This window comes from Streptomyces sp. 7N604 (assembly GCF_052245475.1).
Classification (GTDB): domain Bacteria; phylum Actinomycetota; class Actinomycetes; order Streptomycetales; family Streptomycetaceae; genus Streptomyces.
Genome location: NZ_JBQQBX010000004.1, coordinates 129,343 through 151,854, shown reverse-complemented (window position 1 = coordinate 151,854; position 22,512 = coordinate 129,343). Strand labels below are relative to the sequence as shown.

Genomic DNA, 22,512 nt, shown 5'->3' with positions numbered 1-22,512 from the left:
TTGTTCATGAAGTGTATCGGCGGACAGGGGCGCGTCTTGCGCCTCCGCGTAAGGATCACTCGGTCGTGGCTGGCCACGGTGGACAAGGGGCCGCGGCGGTGTTCCCGCTCGCTCGCGACACCGCGGCCCCTCGGCGCATGACTGCCTACGCCTCCTCGTTCACCCAGCTCATGAGCTTGCGCAGCTCCTTGCCCGTGGTCTCCAGCTTGTGGTCGGCGTCGGCCTTCTTGTACTCGTTGTACTTCGGCAGACCGGCGTGGTACTCCTCCATCCACTTGCGGGCGAAGCTGCCGTCCTGGATCTCGGTGAGGACCTTCTTCATCTCGGCCTTGGTCTGGTCGGTGATGATGCGCGGCCCGGTGACGTAGTCGCCCCACTCGGCGGTCTCCGAGATCGACCAGCGCATCTTCTCAAGACCGCCCTCGTACATGAGGTCCACGATCAGCTTGAGCTCGTGGAGGCACTCGAAGTACGCGATCTCCGGCTGGTAGCCGGCCTCGACCAGCGTCTCGAAGCCCGCCTTGACCAGGGCGGAGGCGCCGCCGCACAGCACCGCCTGCTCGCCGAAGAGGTCGGTCTCGGTCTCTTCGGTGAAGGTGGTCTTGATGACGCCGGCGCGGGTGCCGCCGATGCCCTTGGCGTAGGAGAGCGCGAGCGCGAAGGCGTTCCCGGACGCGTCCTGCTCGACGGCCGCGATGCACGGCACGCCGCGGCCCTCCTCGTACTGGCGGCGGACCAGGTGGCCCGGGCCCTTCGGGGCCACCATGCAGACGTCCACGTTGGCCGGGGGCTTGATGAAGCCGAAGCGGATGTTGAAGCCGTGTCCGAAGAACAGCGCGTCGCCGTCCTTCAGGTTGTCCTTGATGGACTCCTCGTAGACCTGGGACTGGATCGGGTCCGGCACCAGAACCATGATCACGTCGGCTTCGGCGGCGGCCTCGGACGGAGTGGTCACACGCAGGCCCTGCTCCTCGGCCTTCGCACGCGACTTGGAGCCCTCGGGGAGGCCGACGCGCACGTCGACACCCGAGTCGCGCAGCGACAGCGCGTGGGCGTGGCCCTGGCTGCCGTAGCCGAGAATCGCGACCTTACGGCCCTGGATGATGGACAGGTCGGCGTCGTCGTCGTAGAAGAGCTCGGCCACTTCGGGTTTCTCCTTGATTGGGGTTGTGCGTCCCACCGTATGACGGTTGGGCGGGGTGGGGGGTCGGGGTCTCGCTATGCGGATCGGCGCGCGTCACCCGGTGCGCGTCACGCGGACCGGTCGAGCGCGCGCAGCGAACGGTCGGTGATGGAGCGGGCGCCGCGCCCTATGGCGATCGTGCCGGACTGGACCAGCTCCTTGATGCCGTACGGCTCCAGCATCCTCAGCATGGCGTCGAGCTTGTCGCTGCTGCCCGTGGCCTCGATGGTGACGGCCTCCGGGGACACGTCGACGGTCTTGGCGCGGAACAGCTGGACGATCTCGATGATCTGGGAGCGGGTCTCGTTGTCGGCGCGGACCTTCACCAGGACGAGTTCCCGCTGAACGGCCGCGCTCGGCTCGAGCTCGACGATCTTCAGCACGTTGACGAGCTTGTTGAGCTGCTTGGTGACCTGCTCCAGCGGCAGCGACTCGACGTTCACGACGATGGTGATACGGGAGATGTCGGGGTGCTCGGTGGTGCCGACCGCGAGGGAGTCGATGTTGAAGCCGCGGCGGGAGAACAGGGCGGTGATCCGGGCGAGGACACCGGGCTTGTTCTCCACCAGGACGGAGAGCGTGTGCTTGGACATGGGCTGCTCGTTCTCTCTTCCTAAGTCCCGGGTCTCAGTCGTCTTCGCTGTCGCCGAAGTCGGGGCGGACGCCGCGGGCGGCCATGACCTCGTCGTTGGAGGTGCCGGCGGCGACCATCGGCCAGACCATGGCGTCCTCGTGGACGATGAAGTCCACGACGACCGGGCGGTCGTTGATGGCGTTGGCCTCCGCGATGACCTTGTCCAGCTCGGCCGGGTCCTCGCAGCGCAGCGCCGCACAGCCCATGGCCTCGGACAGCTTGACGAAGTCGGGGACGCGGGTGCCCGCGCTGGGCTGCTTGCCGGAGCCCGCGGCGGAGCCGCTATTCGACTCAGCGGGGCCTGAGTGCAGGACGGTGTTGGAGTAGCGCTGGTTGTAGAAGAGGGTCTGCCACTGGCGGACCATGCCCAGCGCACCGTTGTTGATGATCGCGACCTTGATCGGGATGTTGTTCAGCGCGCAGGTGACCAGCTCCTGGTTGGTCATCTGGAAGCAGCCGTCACCGTCGATCGCCCACACCGTACGGTCCGGGGCCCCGGCCTTGGCGCCCATCGCCGCCGGAACCGCGTACCCCATCGTCCCCGCGCCACCGGAGTTCAGCCAGGTGCCCGGCTGCTGGTAGTCGATGTAATGCGCGGCCCACATCTGGTGCTGCCCGACCCCGGCCGCGTAGATGGTGTTCTCCGGCGCCAGCTCGCCGATCCGCTGGATCACTTGCTGCGGCGCCAGACTTCCGTCCTCCGGCTGGTCGTAGCCCAGCGGATACGTCGTACGCCACCGGTTCAGCGACTCCCACCACTCGGTGTAGTCCCCGGAGCGGCCCTCGTCGTGCTCCGCCTGGACGGCGACGACGAGGTCGGCGATGACCTCGCGTGCGTCGCCGACGATCGGAACGTCCGCGGCGCGGTTCTTGCCGATCTCGGCCGGGTCGATGTCCGCGTGCACGATCTTGGCGTACGGGGCGAAGGAGTCCAGCTTGCCGGTCACCCGGTCGTCGAAGCGGGCACCGAGCGCCACGATCAGGTCGGCCTTCTGCAGCGCCGTGACCGCGGTGACCGAGCCGTGCATCCCGGGCATGCCGACGTGCAGCGGGTGGGTGTCGGGGAAGGCGCCCAGCGCCATCAGGGTGGTGGTCACCGGCGCGCCGGTCAGCTCGGCCAGCACCTTCAGCTCGGCGGTGGCCCGCGCCTTGAGCACGCCGCCGCCGACATACAGCACCGGGCGCTTGGCCTCCGCGATCAGCCGGGCCGCCTCGCGGATCTGCTTGGCGTGCGGCTTGGTCACCGGACGGTAGCCGGGCAGGTCGGTCTGCGGCGGCCACACGAACGTCGTCCGCGCCTGCAGGGCGTCCTTGGCGATGTCCACCAGCACCGGCCCCGGGCGGCCGCTGGCCGCGATGTGGAACGCCTCCGCGATCGTCTTCGGGATCTCCGCCGCGTCGGTGACCAGGAAGTTGTGCTTGGTGATCGGCATCGTGATGCCGCAGATGTCCGCCTCTTGGAAGGCGTCCGTACCGATCGCCTTCGAGGCCACCTGGCCGGTGATCGCCACCAGCGGGACGGAGTCCATGTGGGCGTCGGCGATCGGGGTGACCAGGTTCGTGGCGCCGGGCCCCGAAGTGGCCATGCACACGCCGACCTTGCCGGTCGCCTGCGCGTAACCGGTGGCCGCATGCCCTGCGCCCTGCTCATGCCGGACCAGAATGTGACGGACCTTCGAGGAGTCCATCAGCGGGTCGTACGCGGGGAGGATGGCGCCACCCGGAATGCCGAATACGGTGTCGGCGCCGACTTCCTCGAGAGACCGGATGAGGGACTGCGCACCCGTGACGTGCTCGGTGATGGCGGGCTGCTGTCCGCCGCTACGGGCCCGCGGCTGCGGATGGTGGGCCCCGGTGGCCTGCTCGGTCATCGACATACTCTTCTCGAAGATGAGGGTTTTGAGGTGTTCTGCGAGGTTCCAGTGCAACAAAAAACCCCTCGTGCCATAAGGCAAGCGAGGGGAGCGCGCCGGTTGCGGTCCGCAGGGCGATCATGAGGCCCAGCTTCAGCCGACGCGCTTTCCAAGTACGAGAATTCGGGTGCGCATGGCATGACCCTCTCCCCGGCGCATAGCGAGTGTCAAGTGGGTGGGACAGAGGTCTCATTATTTGAGCGCAATGGTGGATGCACAACCGAGTCGGGAGCGGCCGCCCCGCCCATGCGTACGGGCAGTGCGCTGCTGGTCAGGACCGCTTTGCGGTCATCCTGCCTCGCGTCGGCGGGGTCCGGCACCGGGTACTCCCCCAAGGTGAGAGCACGGCGCAGCCGGTGCTCGTCGAGCGGGCCGGAGAAGGCCATGCCCTGGCCGTGCGTACAGCCCATGGCCTGGAGCGCGACGACCTGCTCGGGCAGGTCGACGCCGTCCGCGACGGACTGGACGCCCAGGTCGGTCGCGATCCGCAGCAGCCCGGCCGTGATCTTGTGGAGCCTCGCCGACTCGACGACGCCCTCGATCAGGGAGCGGTCGAGCTTCAGCACATCCACGGGGAGCCTGCGCAGGGCGCCGAAGGCGGCGTCGCCACCGCCGAAGCCGTCGAGCGCGATCCGCACACCGAGGCGGCGCAGCGCTGCCAGACGGCGCTCGAGATCATCCAGCGGGATCCGCGGATCGCTCTCGGCGAGCTCGAGGATGAGCGAACCGGAGGGCAGGCCGTGCCGCGTGAGCAGCGTCTCGACGCTGCGCTGGGCCATGCCGCGGTCCATGACACGGCGGGGCGAGAGCCGTACGGCGACGGGGGCGGTGTGGCCTGCGCGGTGGCGCTCGGCCGCCTGGGCGACGGCCTCGTCCAGCAGGCAGCGGACGAGCTCTGCCCCCCGGGTGGCCTCGTCGCCCGGGGTCCGGGACCCCGGATGGCCGCCGCCGTTCTCCCAGACGCGCAGGAACTCGTCCGGGGTGAAGAGGATGCCCTGCTGGGAACGCCAGCGGGCCTGGGCCGCGACCGCGGTGATCCGGCCGCTGTCGAGGGCCACCACCGGCTGGTGGAGCAGGGCGAACTCGCCGTCGCGGAACGCGGTCCGCAGCCGGCCGGCCAGTGAGCCGCGGCGGACGATGTCGGCCTGCATCTGCGGCGCGTACAGCTCGACCCGGCCCTTGCCCGCGGCCTTGGCGCGGTACATCGCCAGGTCGGCGTTGCGCATCAGGTCGGTCGGGGTGATCCCGGGTTCGGCGAAGGCCACGCCGATGCTGGCGGCGACCCGCACGTCGGTGCCGGCCACGCGGTAGGGGCGGGACAGGCGGTCGCGGAGCCGGTCGGCGATCTCGAGGATGCGGCACTCGCGTGCGGCGGCCCCGGGACTACCGTCGCCCAGGATGAGGGCGGCGAACTCGTCTCCGCCGAGCCGGGCCGCGGTGTCCCCTGCCCGTACGGACTCCTGCAGGCGGCGGGCCGCATGGATCAGCAGCTCGTCACCCGCCTGGTGTCCGATCGTGTCGTTCACCGCCTTGAAGCCGTCGAGGTCGATGAAGAGCGCGGCGGTGCCCGGGTCGGTGGTGCGGCGGCCGCTGAGGGCCTGCCGGACCCGCTCGGTGAACAGGGCGCGGTTGGGGAGATCGGTGAGCGGGTCGTGCTCCGCGTTGTGCTGCAACTGCTCCTGGAGGCGGACCCGCTCGGTCACATCGCGGCTGTTGAGGATGAGGCCGCCGTGGTGGCGGTTGACCGTGGACTCGACGTTGAGCCACTGGGCGCCGCCCGCGCGGCTCCGTCCTGCCCGGAAGCGGCACTCGATCCGGGTGGTGGGCTCCTCCGCGGGCTGGGCGGTGAGGAACCTGCGCAGTTCGTGGACCACCGCTCCCAGATCCTCCGGGTGGATGTGGGAGGCGAGTTCGGTGCCCTCGAGGTCGTCGGGGTCGATCCCGTAGACACCGGCCGCGGCCGGGCTGACGTAGCGCAGCACTCCGGTCGGGCCGGCGATCATGATGACATCGCTCGAGCCCTGCACCAGCGAGCGGAAGTGGTTCTCCTTCTGCGCCAGCTCATGGGTGAGGTTGATGTTGTCGAGCAGCATGATGCCCTGCCGCACGACCAGGGCGAGGACGACCGTGCAGGCCGTGAAGATCACTACGCGGTCGGGCATCCCGCCTTTGAAGACGTTGTAGAGAATCCCCAACGTGCAGACGGCGGCGGCCAGATACGGGGTGAGCGCGGCGAGGGAGCCGACGAGGGGCCGGCCGCTGGGGTGGGCGCGGCGGTACCGCGAGGGGGTGGGCGCCCGGTCACATCCGTCGCTGTCGCGACGGCCCACCCAGGGTGCGTAGGCCAGGAGTATGGAGCCGGCGAACCAGCCGGCGTCGAGGAGCTGGCCCGAGCGGTAGTGCTCGCGCAGGAGGGGCGAGGTGAACAGGGCGTCGCAGAGCACGGTGAGGGCCAGCGCGGCGATGGCGGTGTTGATGGCGGACCGGTTGGTCGAGCGCCGGAAGTGCAGCACCAGCACGATGCTGACCAGCACGATGTCGAGGAGCGGGTAGGCGAGGGAGAGCGCGGCCTCGGCCACGGACTCGCCGTGCCAGTGGGCGGTGTGGGCGAGCGCCAGGCTCCAGGAGATGGTGAGCAGCGAGCCGCCGATGAGCCAGGCGTCGAGGCCCAGGCAGGTCCACCCGGCCTTGGTGACGGGCCGCTTGGCGAGCACGAGCAGCCCGACGATGGCGGGCGGCGCGAACAGCAGAAAGCAGAAGTCGGCTGCCGAGGGGGTGGGTACGGGCTGCCGCAGCACCACCTCGTACCAGCCCCAGACCAGGTCCCCGAACCCGGCCATGGCGGAGGAGACGGCGAAGAGCACCCAGGCGGGCCGGAGTCGGCTGCAGGTGCCGCGCGCGTAGCACAGACAGGAAACGGCGGCGGCCAGGGCGGCGGCTGCCAGGCCGAAGTCGCCCATGACGAGGGCCAGCCAGGTTGATCCCCAGCCCAGCGCCGCGCCGATGGCGTATCCCCCGCAAACGAGGGCGAGAGTGATCTGGGGGAGCAACCCGGTCCCGGCACGGGAGACCGTCCGGCGGGAGATCACCGCCCCCTGGGCGCTCACCGGACCGCCCTCGGGGGCTCGGTCCTGCGCTTCTGTATGAGCAGGGATACGTACAGGAGTCGCTGTCTGCTGCCGCGTACGCACCGTTCCGGGAAGTTGGTCCGTCGGCCGTGCATCGCCCGTCGCCCCCCTCATGATCCTGTCTGTCGCTGCCGGCCGCCGAAATTTCCCGCGGCGCAGCCCCCGTCCGGACGATACACCAGAGCGGTCACACAGGGACATAGCGTCTCTACACAGCGTAACTACCTGGCGAATTCCGAAAACTGAGCGCAATCGAACGGACTCGGAGCGTGCCGAAACGAGCAGAGAATGACCTCGGGCCAGAGCTCAGCCCGTTGTCGCGACCACATTGGCGAGAGGCTCACCGGCGGCGAACCGGACGAGCTGCTCGCGCAACAGCCGCCTCGCGCGCGGCAGGAAGGCCGACGTCGGCCCGCCCACGTGCGGGGTGATGAGCACCCCGGGGGCGTGCCACAGCGGGTGGCCCGCGGGCAGCGGCTCGGGGTCCGTGACGTCCAGCGCGGCCCGCAGCCTGCCCGACTCCAGCTCCGCCAGAAGGGATTTGGTGTCGACGACCGGGCCCCGGGCAACGTTCACCAGCAGCGCCCCGTCCTTCATACGGGAGAGGAAGTCGGCGCCGGCCAGGCCGCGGGTGGCTTCGGTGAGCGGGGTGGAGAGGATCACGACGTCCGCGTCCGGGAGAAGCGCGGGCAGGTCGGCGAGCGGGTGCACGGGGCCGCGCGGAGTGGTGCGCGCGGAGCGTGCGACCCGTGCCACCCGCGCACATTCGAAGGGCGCGAGCCGGTCCTCGATGGCGCTGCCGATGGCGCCGTAGCCGACGATCAGCACGGACTTGTCGGCGAGCGCCGGGTAGAAGCCCTGCCGCCACTCCTCGGCGTCCTGGCCGCGCACGAAGTCGGGGATGCCGCGCAGGGACGCGAGGGTGAGGGCGAGCGCGAGCTCGGCCGTGCTCGCCTCGTGCACGCCGCGGGCGTTGCACAGCCGGACGCCGGGCGGCAGCCCGGGCAGGGCGGGCAGCACGTGGTCGATGCCCGCGGTGAGGGTCTGGATCACGCGCAGGGCCTTCATACGCGGCAGCGGGCGGACCGGGATCCCCGGGCCCTTCATATAGGGGACGCCGTAGAAGACGCAGCGGGCCGGGTCCGCGGGGAAGTCCTGGTCGCCGTCCCAGAAGAGGTAGTCGAGGCCCTCGGGAAGCCCCTCGATCTCGCCGGGGGGTAGGGGCAGCCAGACGTCGGCACTGTCAGCACTCATGGTCGAGAGGCTATGCGAAGACGTGTCGGCGGCAGAGGTTAGTTTGGAGGACCGACCAGGGAGGGGTGCAGGACGAGGTGGAGCTCAGGACAGTCGGTGCCGGGGCGCTCACGGTGGGCGCGATCGGCCTCGGGTGCATGCCGATGAGCTGGGCGTACACCGCATCCCAGCAGAACGGCGAGAGCTCGCTGCGGACCGTGCACGCCGCCCTCGACCGGGGCATGTCCCTGCTCGACACCGCCGACATGTACGGGCCGTTCACCAACGAGCTGCTGGTGGGCCGGGTGCTGAAGGAACGGCGCACGGACGCGTTCGTCTCCACCAAGTGCGGGCTGCTGGTAGGCGAGCAGCACATCGTCGCCAACGGGCGCCCGGGGTACGTGAAGCGGGCCTGCGACGCCTCGCTGCGGCGGCTGCAGACCGATGTCATCGACCTCTACCAGCTGCACCGGGCGGACCCGGAAGTGCCGGTCGAGGAGACCTGGGGCGCGATGGCCGAGCTCGTCACGGCGGGCAAGATACGGGCACTGGGGCTGTGTGCGCTTCAAAAGGGCGCGCAGCGCTTCCCCAGAAGGGTGGTGGCGGGCGACGGGTGGGAGCGGGCGGCGCAGCGGCGCGCGGGCGCGGGCATGCACGACGAGACGATCCGGCAGCTGGCACGGGTGCAGCAGGTCTTTCCCGTGACGAGTGTGGAGGCGGAGCTGTCGGTGTGGTCGCCGGAGGCTCTGGAAGCGCTGCTGCCGTGGTGCGAGTCGCGCGGCATAGGCTTCCTCGCCGCCATGCCGCTCGGAAACGGCTTCCTGACCGGGACTCTGACGCCGGGTCAGGGATTCGAGCAGGACGACGTACGGGCCCGGCACCCGCGGTTCACGGCGGAGATGATGGCCGCGAACCAGCCGATCGTGGCCGGACTGCGGCGGGTCGGCGAGCGGCACGGGGCGACTCCGGCGCAGGTGGCGCTGGCGTGGGTGCTGGCGCAGGGGCGGCACGTGGTTCCGGTGCCGGGCACGAAGAAGGAGCGCTGGGCGGCGGAGAATGCGCGGGCCGCGGCGCTCCGGCTGACGGCGGAGGATCTCGCGGAGATCGCGGCGCTGCCGCCCGCGAAGGGCTCCTGGGACTGATCGGGAACCTCGTTCGTTCCACCGGTGTATGAGCAGTGTGTGGTGCACTTGTTACGAGCGAGAGGACCGGCCACCGTGCGACGACTTGCTGTGACCGCCGTATCTGCCGCTGCCGCCGTGCTTCTGCTGGCCGTGGGCTGTTCGTCCGGCGACGGGGACTCCGGCCCGCCCGAGCGATCACCGGGCACCTCCGCCTCGCGTGAGCCCGGTGGCTCTCCCGCCCCGCAGGGCACCTCGCCTGCGGCACCGGCGAAGGGCTCGGTGAAAGTGGTGCGCACCGTCGCGGAGGGGCTGGAGTCGCCCTGGGGGCTGGCGCCGCTGCCCGGCGGCGACCTGCTGGTCTCCTCCCGCGACACCGGGAAGATCTTCCGGATCGCGGCCGGCAGCGGGAAAAAGACCGAGCTGGGCTCCGTGCCCGGCGTCTCGCCCGCGGGTGAAGGCGGTCTGCTGGGCATCGCCGTCGCGCCGACCTACGGCGAGGACCACCTGGTGTACGCCTACTTCACCACCGACTCCGACAACCGCATCGCCCGGCTGCTCTACGACGAGAAGAGGCCCGCGGCCAGCCAACTGGGCGCGCCCGACACGGTCTTGAAGGGCATCCCCAAGGGAACCATCCACAACGGCGGCCGGATCGCCTTCGGCCCGGACCGGATGCTCTACGCGGGGACGGGCGAGAGCGGCGACCAGGGCCTCTCCCAGGACAAGACCTCACTCGGCGGCAAGATCCTGCGGATGACGCACGACGGCGAGCCGGTCCACGGCAATCCGGACCCGGACTCGGTGGTCTACTCGTACGGCCACCGCAATGTGCAGGGACTGGCCTGGGACGCGGAAAAGCGGCTGTGGGCGGCCGAGTTCGGCCAGAACACCTGGGACGAACTCAATCTCGTCGAGCCGGGGAAGAACTACGGCTGGCCGCTGGCGGAGGGCAAGGGCGGCAAGTCCGGTTATGTCGATCCGGTCGAGCAGTGGACGACCGACGAGGCCTCGCCGAGCGGTATCGCGTATGTGAAGGGCTCGATATGGATGGCGGGGCTGCGCGGCGAGCGGCTCTGGCGGATTCCCCTGGCCGGCACGAAGCCGGTCGCGGAGCCGCAGGCCTTCCTCGACGGCCGGTACGGCAGGCTGCGCACGGTGGTGCCCGACGGCGCGGGCGGGCTGTGGCTGGTCACCAGTGAGACCGATGGCCGGGGCGCACCGGAGAGCGGGGACGACCGCATCCTGCAGCTGCGGGTGACCTGAGGGCCGGCTGGGCCCAGGCACGGTGACCGGCAGCCCGCAACCGTCAGGCCGTCGATTCCGGCTCGGCGAACAGCCGCATGCGGTGGGCCAGCGCGGCGGCTTCCCCACGGCCGGAGACGCCCAGCTTGCCGAGGATGTTGGAGACGTGGACGCTGGCGGTCTTGGGCGAGATGAACAGCTCCTCGGCGATCTGCCGGTTGGTGCGCCCGGCCGCGACCAGGCGGAGCACGTCGTGTTCCCGCCGGGTGAGCCCGAGTGGCCCGCCTCCCGCGCCGGGACTGGCCGCCTCGGCGGCGCGGGCACCCTCGTCCGCGGCCGGGGCCCCGTTGCCGTCGACTGCCAGGGTCAGGCGGGCGCGCCGGACGAGCAGCTCGATGTCCTCGCGCAGCGGACGGGCGCCCAGCCGGACCGCGACCTCGTGCGCCTGGGTCAGCAGCCCGGCGGCGCGGTCGCGGACGGCGCCGCCGTCCGCTGCCTCCGCCCCTCCGTCTCCGTTGCCGCTTCCCCCGCCGACTCCACTACTTCCGTTATTGCTTCCGTTACTTCCGTTATTGCTTCCGTTTCTGCTTGAGCCTCCGTTTCTGCTTGAGCCTCCGTTTCTGCTTGAGCCTCCGTTTCTGCTTGAGCTTCCGCTTCCACCGCCGTTTCCGCCCCCGATTCCGCCGCCGGACTCCAGCAGGGCCTCCGCCCAGCGGTGGTGCAGGTCGGCCTGGACGTACGGGTAGGGGTACGGCTCGAAGGCGGCCGCGGCCTCGGCCCACAGCCGGGGCTCGAATCTCCCGTGGGCGCGGGCGAGTTCCGCGTCGAACCGGCGTGACCAGGCGGTCCACAGCGGGGATGGGCAGGCGAGTCGGCGGGCGGCGTCCTTGATGCGCACCAGCAGCTTCCGGTGCTCCTCGTCGTCGGTGCCGGGCAGCCCCCGCCCGTCCGCAGCCACGGTCGCACCGCTGACCAGCAACTGCCAGACGTAGGTCTCCTGTCCGAGCAGCGGCAGCAGGTTCAGGGCGCAGTACAGGGCGGAGACGGCCCTGCCGAACCGCCCGTGGGCGGCGTGGAAGCGCATCTCGGCCTGGGCCAGGGGGAGTTCGTACTGCGGCTCCATGTCGTTCTTGCCCAGGTGGTCCCGGCAGGCGGCGATCATCGCGGGCACCCCGTCGTAGTCGCCGCGGTACAGCGCGAGGTCGAGACCGCGCAGCTCCATGGTGGCCATGGGGCGGGAGGTGCGGCCGCGGTCGCGCCACTCGCTCAGGATGGCGTCGGCCCGGTCCCACTCCCCCAACATGGTCAGCGCCTCGGCACAGTTCCCCGCCACGAAGGTCGCGCTGTCGCGCAGCCCGTGCCGGCCCAGTGCCTCGATTCCGGCCTCGGCCTCCCGCACGGCCTCCGCGGTCCGGCCGAGCTTGTGGAGGGCGTCGACGAGATTGCCGTGGACCCGGCCGAGCGCGCGGGGAGCCCAGATGTGCTCGACCAGCTCGCGCAGCTCGTACAGTTCGGCGATGCCCAGGTCCGCTTCGCCCGCCTGGGAGCGGAGGCAGGCGTGGGTGACACGCGCGTTGAGCTCGACCTCGCGGGCCCCGACCAGCCGGGCGAGCTCCACGGCCCGTTCGGCCAGGGGCACGGTCTCCTCGTCCGAGACGTGGAGGCTGTGCCAGGCCGCCGCGTGGGCCAGCACATCGGCGTGCACGGCGGACGGCGGGAGCCCGCTCACCAGCTCCTGGGCCGTCGATATCTCGGCCCAGCCGTCCCCCCGCCCCATGGCGGTCACCAGCCGGGACCGCTGCATCCAGAACCACGCCGCCCGCGCGGGGTCCTGCTGCTCGTCGATCAGCTTGAGCGCCTTCTTCACCAGCGCGTAGGCCCGCTCGAGCGCGTCGTCCCAGCGGGCCGCGACGGCGGCCTCCGCCACCAGGTCGAGGAAGTGCACATGCCGCTGCGTGCTGTCCGGGTAGCAGCCGCAGGGCGGGTACGACTCGGTGGTCCCGGCGCCCGGCAGATCCGCCCGCTGCTCGGACGATACGTCGTCCCACAGCTCCATCGCCCGTTCCAGGAGCTTGAGTTGCTCGGCGTACGCATGCCGCCGCCGCGCTTCGCCCGCGGCCGCCAGCACCGCGGGGAGCGCCTTGGCGGCGTCGTGCGCCGAGTACCAGTAGCTGGCCAGGCGGGTGGCGCGCTGCTCGGCGCGCACCAGCGTGGGGTCGGCCTCCAGCGCCTCCGCGTAGCGCCTGCTGAGCCGGGAGCGCTCGCCCGGCAGCAGGTCGTCCACGACCGCCTCGCGGAGCAGTGCGTGCCGGAAGCGGTAGCCGTCACCGTCGTCCGTGGGGAGCAGCACATTGGCGCCGACCGCGGCGCGCAGCCCCTCGATCAGCTCGTCGTCGTCGAGCCCGGAGACGGCCGCGAGCAGCGCGTACTCGACGGTGGTGTTGCGGGCCGCGATCCGTACGACCCGCTGGGCCACGTCGGGCAGCGCCTCGACCCGCACCAGCAGAAGGTCGCGCAGCGAGTCGCTGAGCCCGCAGGAGTCGTAGTCGCTGGTGGCCAGCTCCTCGACGAAGAAGGGGTTGCCCTCGGAGCGCTCGAAGATCTCGTCCGCCAGGTCCCGGTCGGGCTCGGCGCCCTGGATCCCGGCGAGCTGCCCGTGAACCTCCTCGCGGCTGAGCCGGGGCAGCTCGATGCGCCGGACGGTGCGCAGCCGGTCCAGCTCGGCGAGAAAGGGCCGCAGCGGATGCCGCCGGTGGATGTCGTCCGTGCGGTAGGTGGCGAGGACGACGAGCCGGGAGCGCTGGAGGGAGCGGAAGAGATAGCCGAGCAGCTCGCGGGTGGAGCGGTCGGCCCAGTGCAGGTCCTCGATGGCGACGACGAGCGTGCGGTCCGCGGCGAGCCGCTCCAGCAGTTGGGCGGTGAGCTCGAAGAGGCGGGCCCGGCCCTCCTGGTCGTGGCTCTGCTTCTCGCGGGACACGGAACCGATGTCGGGCAGCAGCCGGGCCAGTTCGTCCTCGCGCCCTGCCGCCGCCTGCTCCAGCTCGTCGCCGAGCTGCCGGTGCAGGGCGCGCAGGGCCGTGGCGACCGGCGCGAACGGCAGCCCGTCCGCGCCGAGTTCGAGGCAGCCGCCGACCGCGGTGACCGCCCCGGTCCGCTGCGCCACGGCCAGGAACTCCTCCAGCAGCCGGGTCTTGCCGCCCCCTGCCTCGCCACCGACGAGCAGCGCCTGCGGCTCTCCCGTGGAGGCACGGGCGAGCGCGTCGGTGAGGGCGGTCAGTTCGTCGGTGCGACCTACGAAGACGGGGCTGACGGATCGGCTCTCCACGCGGCTGAGCATCGCACAGGGGTCCGACAGTGCGGCACTGACTTTTCCCATCGTGGACGCCGTCAGGCGCGGGCGGCCCGTACGGACCGGCGCGCCGCCCGCCGTGCGCGCCTGCTCACCCGCCCCTCGGATTCGGAGTCGGCGGACTCGCGCGCGCCGTCGCGGCTTCCGCGGCCGCCGCCCCGGGCCTGACGGGCGAGGCGGTACTCCTCGGCCTCGCGCATCAGCTGCTCGCGGCGGACTCGCTGCATCTCGAACTCGAGCATCTCGGTCTCCCCCTGACGAAGGTTCCTGTTCTGCTTCCACCCTCGTCTCCCAGGTGGGGTCGCCACATCGGGCGACTTCCCGATCTCTTCGGGGACGGATGCCTTAGTTCCCGGGAACGGGAGGTCTTACGGACCTCAGAGGCCCGCCCGGGGGCCTCATACGACATACGACTACGCCGTGAGCGAGCCCGTCCCGTCGTCCGTCGGATCCGTACGGTCCGCGCCGCCCGCGCCGTCCGCGCTGCCCGCGCGCTGCGTCGGCAGCAGGACCTTGTCCGCGCGGTGCGCGCGCCTGGGCCCCGACCCGAGCCCGGACGGGAGCCCCGTATCAAGCTCCGACTCGAGCTCGGACTCAAGCTCCGACTCCAGCTCGCGCTCGCGCTCGTCCACGGGCTCGCGGACCTCCTCCGGGGCCTCGATGCTGAAGCGCGGCAGGAGCCGGTCCATCCATCCCGGGAGCCACCAGTTGGCGCCGCCCAGCATGTGCATCAGGGCCGGAACCAGGAGCGTACGCAGGACGAAGGCGTCCAGTGCCACGGCAGCGGCGAGCCCGATGCCGAACATCGCGATGATCCGGTCGCCGCTGAGCACGAACGCGCCGAAGACAGAGATCATGATGACGGCCGCGGAGTTGATCACCCGGCTCGTCTCGGCGAGGCCGACCCGTACGGCGCGCCGGTTGTCGCCGGTCTGCCGCCACTCCTCGTACATCCGGCTCACCAGGAAGACCTGGTAGTCCATGGAGAGTCCGAAGAGCACCGCCACCATGATCACTGGCAGGAAGGGTTCGATCGGGCCCGCGCTGCCGAGGCCGAGGAGATCGCTGCCCCAGCCCCACTGGAAGATCGCGACGACGATTCCGAAGGAGGCGGCGACGGCGGCGATGTTCATCGCGGCCGCCTTGAGCGGGACTCCGATGCTCCGGAAGGCGAGCAGCAGCAGCGCGCAGCCGAGCGCGACCACGACTCCGACGAACAGCGGCAGCTTGCCGACGATCACGGACCCGAAGTCCTCATAGGCCGCGGTCTGCCCGCCGACGTGGGTGTCCAGCGAGGTGCCCTCCTGCGCCTGCGGCAGCACGTCGTCACGGAGGTGATGGATGAGCTCCGTGGTGTCCGGGGACTGCGGCGAGCTGTCCGGGACGACGGTGATCACGCCGGTGTCGCCGCCATCGCTGAGCGTGGCGGGCGACACCTGGGCGACGCCGTCCGTGGTCCGCAGGGTCTCGGGCAGCTTGTCGAAGGCCAGCCGCCCCGCGGCGTCGTCGATGTCGGCGGCGAGCGTCAGCGGCCCGTTGAAGCCGGGCCCGAAGCCGTCGGACAGCAGGTCGTACGCCTGCCGGGTCGTGGACGTGGACGGGTTGTTGCCCTGGTCGGAACTGCCGAGGTGCAGATGGAAGGTCGGGATCGCGAGGACGACCATCACCACGGCCGCGACGGCGCCGAGCAGCTTCGGGTGCCGCTCGACGAAGGCCGACCAGCGGGCGGCGACACCGGTGGGCAGCTCGGGCTGCGGCCCGTGTTCGGCCAGGTGCCTGCGCTCGCGGCGGCTGAGGGCCCGCATCCCGATGACGCCGAGCAGCGCGGGCAGCAGGGTGATCGAGGCGGCCACGGTCAGGACGACGGTGAGGGAGGCGGCGAGCGCCACGCCGTTGAGGAAGTTCAGCCGGAGGATCAGCATGCCCAGCAGGGCGATGCAGACGGTCACGCCCGCGAAGACGACGGCGCGTCCCGAGGTGGATACGGCCCGTGCCGCGGCCTCCGCGACCGGCAGCCCCTGCCGCAGGCCCCTTCGGTGCCGGGTGACGATGAAGAGCGCGTAATCGATGCCGACGCCGAGCCCGATGAGCATGCCGAGCATGGGCGCGAAGTCGGCGACGGTCATCGCGTGGCCGAGCAGCCCGATGGCCAGATAGCCGGTTCCGACGCTCACCAGCGCGGTCGCGATCGGCAGCAGCATCGCGAAGAGCGAGCCGAAGGCGAGGAAGAGGACGGCGGCGGCGGCGAGGATGCCCACGACCTCGCTGACGTGCGCAGTGGACTTCTCGGTGAGGCCGATGCCCGCGCCGCCCAGCTCGACCTGGAGTCCCTCGGCCTCGGCGGACTTCGCGGTGTCGACGACCTTCTGCACGTCGCCGCGCTCGAGGTCGTCGGCCGCCTTGTCGAAGGTGACGGTGGCGTACGCGGTGTGGCCGTCCTTGCTTATCTGGCCCGCGCCCTCGGTGCCGTACGGGCTGGTGACGCCGGCGACCCCGGGCAGCTGCTCCACGTCGCGGAGCGTGTCGGCCATCCGGTCCTCGACACCCGGGGCGCGCACGGTGCTGCCGGTGTCGGTGTGCCAGACGATGGTGTCGCTGTCGCCGCTCTGGCCCGGGAAGGCCTCCTGGACGAGCTGGCCTGCCTTGCCGGCTTCGGTGCCGGGGATGTCGTAGTCGTTGGAGTACGACGATCCCGCCGTGGCCGCCGCGACGGCGACGCCTATGAAGGCGAGGAGCCACAGCAGGATGACGGAGAAACGGCGACGAAGACACCACCGGGCAAGCGCGGGCATTCAGTGCTCCCTGTGCGTTACGTGGATCTTTTTCGGACAAGAGCCCTCAAAGGACCCGATACGTACGCCGAACACTGTGGCAGCCGAGAGAGATCAATTGACCGTTTCGTGTGGTTAGTCACACCGAAATGTCCGAAAGGACGGTCTCGCGGAGCGAGCCGTCCTTGCGGATGCCGACATCTGCGCACCAGCCGTCCATCTGCGGACCGGCTGTCCAGCGGTACGCGCCGGGATCAGCCGCTGACGCTCTCCCGGCCGTTCTCGATGTGACCCATGAGGCGGCGGTGGAAGGCCGGGTCCTCCGTGACGGCGACGGTCAGGTCGTACCAGCCGTGGGCGTCCGCGGCCGAGTGGACGACCGTCCGGCTGCGGCCCGGCTTCACCACGACCTCCCGCGTCCAGTCCCACAGGTCCGCCTCATCCACGTAACCGGTGGGGCGCACGGTGAAGGTGAGCGGCTCGGTGCCCCGGTTGGCGAGCGTGAGGACGACGTCGCGGTCGCGCGGGTCGATACGGGTGGCGACCTCGGCCGCGGCGCCGACGCCCGCGTGCTTGCCCGCCGCGGGACCGGCGAACTCACGCCGGAAGCCGTTCGGCCCGGTGACCGTGAAGCGGTACGCGTCCCCTGCGACCGGCACCTCCCACCCCGCGATGCCCTTGACGTCCTTGTGCTGCGGATCCTTGAACTCGCCCGCGTACGGGTAGAGCGCGAAGTGCGCGCTGGAGCTGCCCGTGTTGACCAGCAGGAGGCGGACCTTCCGCCCGTCGATCCGGGCGTGGGCGTCCGGCTGGTACGGCAGCGGGCGCGCCCGCCGGGTGCCGGGCTCTTGAACCGGCATCTGCTGTTCGGCGGGCGGCACCGGCCGCCAGCGGCCGGTGAAGGGCGGGATCGGGGCCGGCCGGTCGAGCTCGGGCAGCGGGCGGCCGCTCCGGAAGTCGAAGGCGGAGGTGAGGTCGCCGGTGACCCTGCGGCGCCAGGGGGTGATGTTCGGCTCCTCGACGCCGGTCCACTTCTCGAGGAAGCGGACCACGGAGGTGTGGTCGAAGACCTCGGAGCAGACGTAGCCGCCGACCGTCCAGGGCGAGATCACAAGCATCGGGGCGCGGACGCCCAGGCCGGTGGGGCGGCCCTTCCAGATCTCGTCCTCGGAGTCCTGGCCGTCCTGGGGCGGGACGGGCGGCGGGACATGGTCGAAGAAGCCGTCGTTCTCGTCGTAGTCGATGAAGACGGCGGTGTGCCGCCAGACGTCCGGGTGGGAGGCGAGGGCGTCGAGCACCTTGTAGACGATGGTGGCGCTGGCGACCGGCGAGGACGCGCCGGGGTGCTCGGAGTCGGCCGCCGAGGGCACCAGGTACGACACCTCGGGCAGCGTGCCCGCGGCGACGTCCTTGCGGAAGTTCTCGGCCAGGCTGCCGCTCTCGCCGCGGCGCAGCCCGCGCTCGAACAGGCTGCGCTCGGCAGGGGTCAGGGCGGCGACGCCCTCCTCAAGGAGGCCGAGCAGCCGCCTGCGCTCGTCCTCGGGCGTCGCGCTGTCGCGCACCTTGGCGTAGAAGCCCTCGGTGTTCTTGAAGTCCCCGGCCTTGGCGAGAGCCTTGCGGGCGACCGCCTTGAAGCCGGCGAAGAACTCGAGATTGTTGTCCTGGAAGTTGTCCCACTCCTGGTACGTCTTCCAGTTCCGGCCGGCCTTCTCCAGCCGCTCGGCGTAGGTGGTCCAGGTGTAGCCAGGGTGGCTGTCTTCGTCGTACGGGTCGTTGCCGACGGCCCGGTTGCCGTTCGCCTCGTAGCCGGTCCAGCCGCTGACCAGGTGGTTGCGGTTGGGGCTGGTGGAGCTGTGGATGGAGGAGTGGTAGGCGTCGCAGATGGTGAAGGTGTCCGCGAGCTCGTAGTGCAGCGGCACGTCCCGGCGGTCGTAGTACGCCATGGTGGCCGCGGTCTTGGCCGGGACCCAGTTGTCCATCCAGCCGTTGTTCCAGGCCGTGGCGCCGCCGTCCCAGCTGTGGTCGAGGTCGCCGATGTACTGCAGGTCCTTCTTCTGCGCCTCGGCGGCGTCGCGGACGGGGAAGGGCAGGACGGTCTTCTGCGGGCCGCTGGGCTGCTCGAAGACGGACTTGCCGGAGGGCAGCTGGATGGCGTTCCGGTCGCCGAAGCCGCGTACGCCGCGCAGGGTGCCGAAGTAGTGGTCGAAAGAACGGTTTTCCTGCATCAGCATCACCACGTGCTTGATCGCGCTCAGGCCGCCTGGTGGGGGCTCGGCGGCGAGCGCCGACTGCAGCGAGGGGGGCAGCAGGGAGCCCGCTGCCGCCGCGCCGGCCGTGCCCGCGCCCAGGGCGAGCAGCCGCCGCCGTGAGATGTCCGTAGCCAAGAGAGCCTCCCGATCGTCAAGTGACGCCGGGACGGTAGTGATGGGAGGTGGCCGCGGATAGTCCTGCGGACGGCTTGGCGGAAAACGGTCGGATCCCACCAGCCTCCGGCCAGCCCGACCTCACAGGCGCAGACCCTCGCGCAAACGGCCGGACCCCACCAGCCTCCGGCCCGCCCGACCTCACAGGCGCAGACCCTCGCGCACACGGCCGGACCCCAAGCCTCCGGCCGACCCGACCTCAGAAGGGCGGGCCTCCACTGGGGAGGCCCGCCCCTCGGGCGGTCGCGTCGCTGCGGGCGTCAGGCCTCGACGCCCAGCTTCTGCAGGATCAGCTCGCGGACGCGCGCCGCGTCCGCCTGGCCGCGGGTGGCCTTCATGACCGCGCCGACCAGCGCGCCCGCCGCCTGCACCTTGCCGCCGCGGATCTTGTCCGCGATGGCCGCATTGCCCGCGATGGCCTCGTCCACCGCCGCGCCGAGCGCCGCGTCGTCCGAGACGACCTTCAGGCCGCGCTTCTCGACGACCGTGTCCGGGTCGCCCTCCCCCGCCAGCACGCCCTCGATGACCTGCCGCGCCAGCTTGTCGTTGAGCGACCCCTCGGCGACCAGCGCGCACACCCGGGCGACCTGCTCCGGCGTGATCGGCAGGGCGGTCAGCTCGACGCCCTCCTCGTTGGAGCGGCGGGCCAGTTCGCCCATCCACCACTTGCGGGCCTGGTCGGCCGGGGCGCCCGCCTCGATCGTGGCGACGATCGGGCCGATCGCGCCCGCGTTGAGCACGGACTGCATCTCGTGCTGCGAGATGCCCCACTCCTCGCGCAGCCGGATCCGCCGTACGCGCGGCAGCTCGGGCAGCGTGGTCCGCAGCTCCTCGACCCACTCCCGCGTCGGGGCGACCGGCACCAGGTCGGGCTCCGGGAAGTAGCGGTAGTCCTCGGCCTCCTCCTTCACGCGGCCGGAGGTCGTGGAGCCGTCCTCCTCATGAAAGTGCCGGGTCTCCTGAATGACCTTCCCGCCGTCGCCGAGGATCGCGGCGTGCCGCATGATCTCGAAGCGGGTCGCCCGCTCCACGCTGCGCAGTGAGTTGACGTTCTTCGTCTCGGAGCGGATGCCGAACTTCTCCTCGCCGATGGGGCGGAGCGAGAGGTTCACGTCGCAGCGCATCTGGCCCATCTCCATGCGGGCCTCGGAGACGCCGAGCGCCTTGATGAGCTCGCGCAGCTCGGCGACGTACGCCCGCGCGACCTCCGGGGCCTTGTCCCCGGCCCCGACGATCGGCTTGGTGACGATCTCGATGAGCGGGATGCCGGCCCGGTTGTAGTCCAGCAGCGAGTGCGTCGCACCGTGGATACGGCCCGTCGCACCGCCCACGTGCGTGGACTTGCCGGTGTCCTCCTCCATGTGGGCACGCTCGATCTCGACCCGGAAGGTCTCGCCGTCGACCTCGACGTCCAGATAGCCGTTGTAGGCGATCGGCTCGTCGTACTGCGAGGTCTGGAAGTTCTTCGGCATGTCCGGATAGAAGTAGTTCTTCCGGGCGAAGCGGCACCACTCCGCGATCTCGCAGTTGAGCGCGAGGCCGATCCGGATGGCGGACTCGACGCCGGCCGCGTTCATGACCGGGAGCGCGCCGGGCAGGCCGAGACAGGTCGGGCAGGTCTGCGAGTTGGGCTCGGCGCCCAGGGCGGTGGAGCACCCGCAGAACATCTTGGTGGCGGTGCCGAGTTCGACGTGGACCTCGAGGCCCATCACGGGCTCGTACGCCGTCAGCGCGTCCTCGTACGACACCAGTTCAGTGACGGTCACTTCAGCTTCAACCCTTCAGCCCGCGAGGACGTCGTCGTCACCGAGGCGGCGCAGCTCGCGTACGAGCAGGGCGACGCCGGTGACGATGGCGGCCGCGGAGATCACCGCGTCGGCGAGCATCAGCCGGTCGCTCTCCAGGCGGGCCTTCTTCGCCTGCTTGACGATGCCGACCGCGCCGAACAGCGAGGTGCCGATGGACAGGTACGTGCCGGCCTTCGACTTCTTGAAGCCCTTGGCCTTCTGCAGCTTGCTCACAGCGACGGAGCCTCCTCGAGAAGCGGGTGTCCCCAGCGGGCGGTGAACGCGGCCTCGACCGCGGCGCCGACCTTGTAGAGCCGGTCGTCCTTCATGGCGGGGGCGATGATCTGCAGCCCCACCGGGAGCCCGTCCTCCGGCGCGAGGCCGCAGGGCAGCGACATGGCGGCGTTGCCGGCCAGGTTGGACGGGATGGTGCACAGGTCGGCGAGGTACATCGCCATCGGGTCGTCGACGCGCTCTCCGATCGGGAACGCGGTGGTCGGGGTGGTCGGCGAGACCAGCACGTCGACCTGCTCGAAGGCCTTCTCGAAGTCGCGCTTGATGAGCGTGCGGACCTTCTGAGCGGAGCCGTAGTACGCGTCGTAGTAGCCGGAGCTGAGCGCGTACGTGCCGAGCATGATGCGGCGCTTGACCTCGGGGCCGAAGCCTTCGGCGCGGGTGAGGGACGTGACGTCCTCGGCGGGGCGGGTGCCGTCGTCGCCGGTCCGCAGGCCGTAGCGCAGGCCGTCGAAACGGGCGAGGTTCGAGGAGCACTCGCTCGGCGCGATCAGGTAGTACGCGGCGAGCGCCTTGTCGAAGGACGGACAGGAGATCTCGGTGACCTCGGCGCCCAGCTCGCGCAGCAGCTCGACGGACTCGCTGAACCGCTGCATCACGCCGGCCTGGTAGCCCTCGCCCGCGAACTCCTTGACGACGCCGATCCGCATGCCGCGGACGTCGCCGCCCAGCGCCGCCTCGACGACCGGCGGGACCGGGGCGTCGATGGAGGTGGAGTCGAGCGGGTCGTGCCCGGCGATCACCTCGTGGAGCAGCGCCGCGTCCAGGACCGTACGGGCGCAGGGGCCGCCCTGGTCGAGGGACGAGGAGAAGGCGACGAGGCCGAAGCGGGAGACGCCGCCGTAGGTCGGCTTGACGCCGACGGTGCCGGTGACGGCGGCGGGCTGGCGGATGGAGCCGCCGGTGTCCGTGCCGATGGCGAGCGGGGCCTGGAAGGAGGCGAGGGAGGCGGAGGACCCGCCCCCGGAGCCGCCGGGGATACGGGTGAGGTCCCACGGGTTGCCGGTCGGGCCGTACGCGCTGTTCTCGGTGGAGGACCCCATGGCGAACTCGTCCATGTTGGTCTTGCCGAGGACGACGACGTCCGCTTCCTTGAGGCGCTTGGTGAGCGTCGCGTCGTACGGCGGGATCCAGCCCTCGAGGATCTTCGAGCCGCAGGTGGTCGGGATGCCCTCGGTGGTGAAGACGTCCTTCAGGGCGAGCGGGACGCCGGCGAGCGGGCCGAGCTTCTCGCCGCGGGCGCGCTTCTCGTCGACGGCGCGGGCCTGGGCGAGCGCGCCCTCGCGATCGACGTGGAGGAAGGCGTGCACCTTCTCGTCGACGGCCTCGATCCGGGCCAGGTGGGCCTCGGCGACGGCGACCGCGGTCAGCTCGCCGGAGGCGATCTTCGCGGCGGTCTCGGCGGCCGTGAGCCTGGTCAGGTCGGTCATG

Annotated in this window: 13 protein-coding genes and 1 pseudogene; 2 read left to right on the top strand and 12 right to left on the bottom strand. The window is 71.1% G+C overall.

All coding sequences use genetic code 11. From position 1 onward, the window contains the following. Positions 1–145: 145 nt before the first annotated feature. The 5 genes from ilvC to ACTWP8_RS05890 form a co-directional block, all read right to left on the bottom strand. A complete protein-coding gene (gene ilvC, locus ACTWP8_RS05910; protein ID WP_443321075.1) occupies positions 146–1,144 on the bottom strand; it encodes a ketol-acid reductoisomerase in 999 nt (332 codons plus the stop codon). 107 nt (positions 1,145–1,251) lie between these two features. Beyond that, positions 1,252–1,776: an acetolactate synthase small subunit gene (gene ilvN, locus ACTWP8_RS05905; RefSeq protein ID WP_365254674.1), complete on the bottom strand. Its 525-nt coding sequence runs from the start codon at positions 1,774–1,776 to the stop codon at positions 1,252–1,254. Positions 1,777–1,810: 34 nt separating this feature from the next. Then, complete coding sequence (locus ACTWP8_RS05900) at positions 1,811–3,688, bottom strand: acetolactate synthase large subunit (protein WP_443321206.1); 1,878 nt, start codon at positions 3,686–3,688, stop codon at positions 1,811–1,813. 209 nt (positions 3,689–3,897) lie between these two features. Further along, positions 3,898–6,837, bottom strand: coding sequence for a putative bifunctional diguanylate cyclase/phosphodiesterase (locus ACTWP8_RS05895; RefSeq protein ID WP_443321074.1), 2,940 nt, complete (start codon positions 6,835–6,837; stop codon positions 3,898–3,900). 327 nt (positions 6,838–7,164) lie between these two features. After that, entirely contained in the window at positions 7,165–8,112 is a 948-nt protein-coding gene (locus tag ACTWP8_RS05890; protein WP_443321073.1) for a 2-hydroxyacid dehydrogenase, read from the bottom strand. Between the two features lie 77 nt (positions 8,113–8,189). Here ACTWP8_RS05890 and ACTWP8_RS05885 point away from each other — a divergent pair, with 77 nt between their 5' ends. Together ACTWP8_RS05885 and ACTWP8_RS05880 are read left to right on the top strand one after the other, a co-directional pair. Next, a complete protein-coding gene (locus tag ACTWP8_RS05885) occupies positions 8,190–9,233 on the top strand; it encodes an aldo/keto reductase (RefSeq protein ID WP_443321072.1) in 1,044 nt (347 codons plus the stop codon). 75 nt (positions 9,234–9,308) lie between these two features. Then, complete coding sequence (locus tag ACTWP8_RS05880; RefSeq protein ID WP_443321071.1) at positions 9,309–10,478, top strand: PQQ-dependent sugar dehydrogenase; 1,170 nt, start codon at positions 9,309–9,311, stop codon at positions 10,476–10,478. A 43-nt stretch (positions 10,479–10,521) separates the two neighbouring features. Here ACTWP8_RS05880 and ACTWP8_RS05875 read toward each other — a convergent pair whose 3' ends face one another. The 7 genes and pseudogenes from ACTWP8_RS05875 to gatA all read right to left on the bottom strand — a co-directional run bounded on the left by ACTWP8_RS05875 (position 10,522) and on the right by gatA (position 22,511). Next, positions 10,522–13,794, bottom strand: a complete 3,273-nt coding sequence (locus tag ACTWP8_RS05875) for a helix-turn-helix transcriptional regulator (RefSeq protein ID WP_443321070.1) — start codon at positions 13,792–13,794, stop codon at positions 10,522–10,524. Positions 13,795–13,844: 50 nt separating this feature from the next. Beyond that, the gene (locus ACTWP8_RS05870) at positions 13,845–14,048 is read right to left on the bottom strand and encodes a hypothetical protein (protein ID WP_443321069.1); all 204 of its coding nucleotides are present in this window, start codon (positions 14,046–14,048) and stop codon (positions 13,845–13,847) included. Positions 14,049–14,453: 405 nt separating this feature from the next. Further along, positions 14,454–16,598: pseudogene (locus tag ACTWP8_RS05865) on the bottom strand (MMPL family transporter); the annotation flags it as partial. A 233-nt stretch (positions 16,599–16,831) separates the two neighbouring features. Further along, complete coding sequence (locus tag ACTWP8_RS05860; protein ID WP_443321068.1) at positions 16,832–18,961, bottom strand: phosphocholine-specific phospholipase C; 2,130 nt, start codon at positions 18,959–18,961, stop codon at positions 16,832–16,834. Between the two features lie 299 nt (positions 18,962–19,260). Further along, positions 19,261–20,766: an Asp-tRNA(Asn)/Glu-tRNA(Gln) amidotransferase subunit GatB gene (gatB, locus tag ACTWP8_RS05855; protein WP_443321067.1), complete on the bottom strand. Its 1,506-nt coding sequence runs from the start codon at positions 20,764–20,766 to the stop codon at positions 19,261–19,263. Positions 20,767–20,781: 15 nt separating this feature from the next. After that, a complete protein-coding gene (locus ACTWP8_RS05850; protein WP_443321066.1) occupies positions 20,782–21,021 on the bottom strand; it encodes a hypothetical protein in 240 nt (79 codons plus the stop codon). After that, positions 21,018–22,511 (bottom strand): Asp-tRNA(Asn)/Glu-tRNA(Gln) amidotransferase subunit GatA, encoded by a 1,494-nt coding sequence (gene gatA, locus ACTWP8_RS05845; protein WP_443321065.1) that lies wholly within the window; start codon positions 22,509–22,511, stop codon positions 21,018–21,020. The genes ACTWP8_RS05850 and gatA overlap by 4 nt, the downstream gene beginning before the upstream one ends. Position 22,512: the final 1 nt, after the last annotated feature.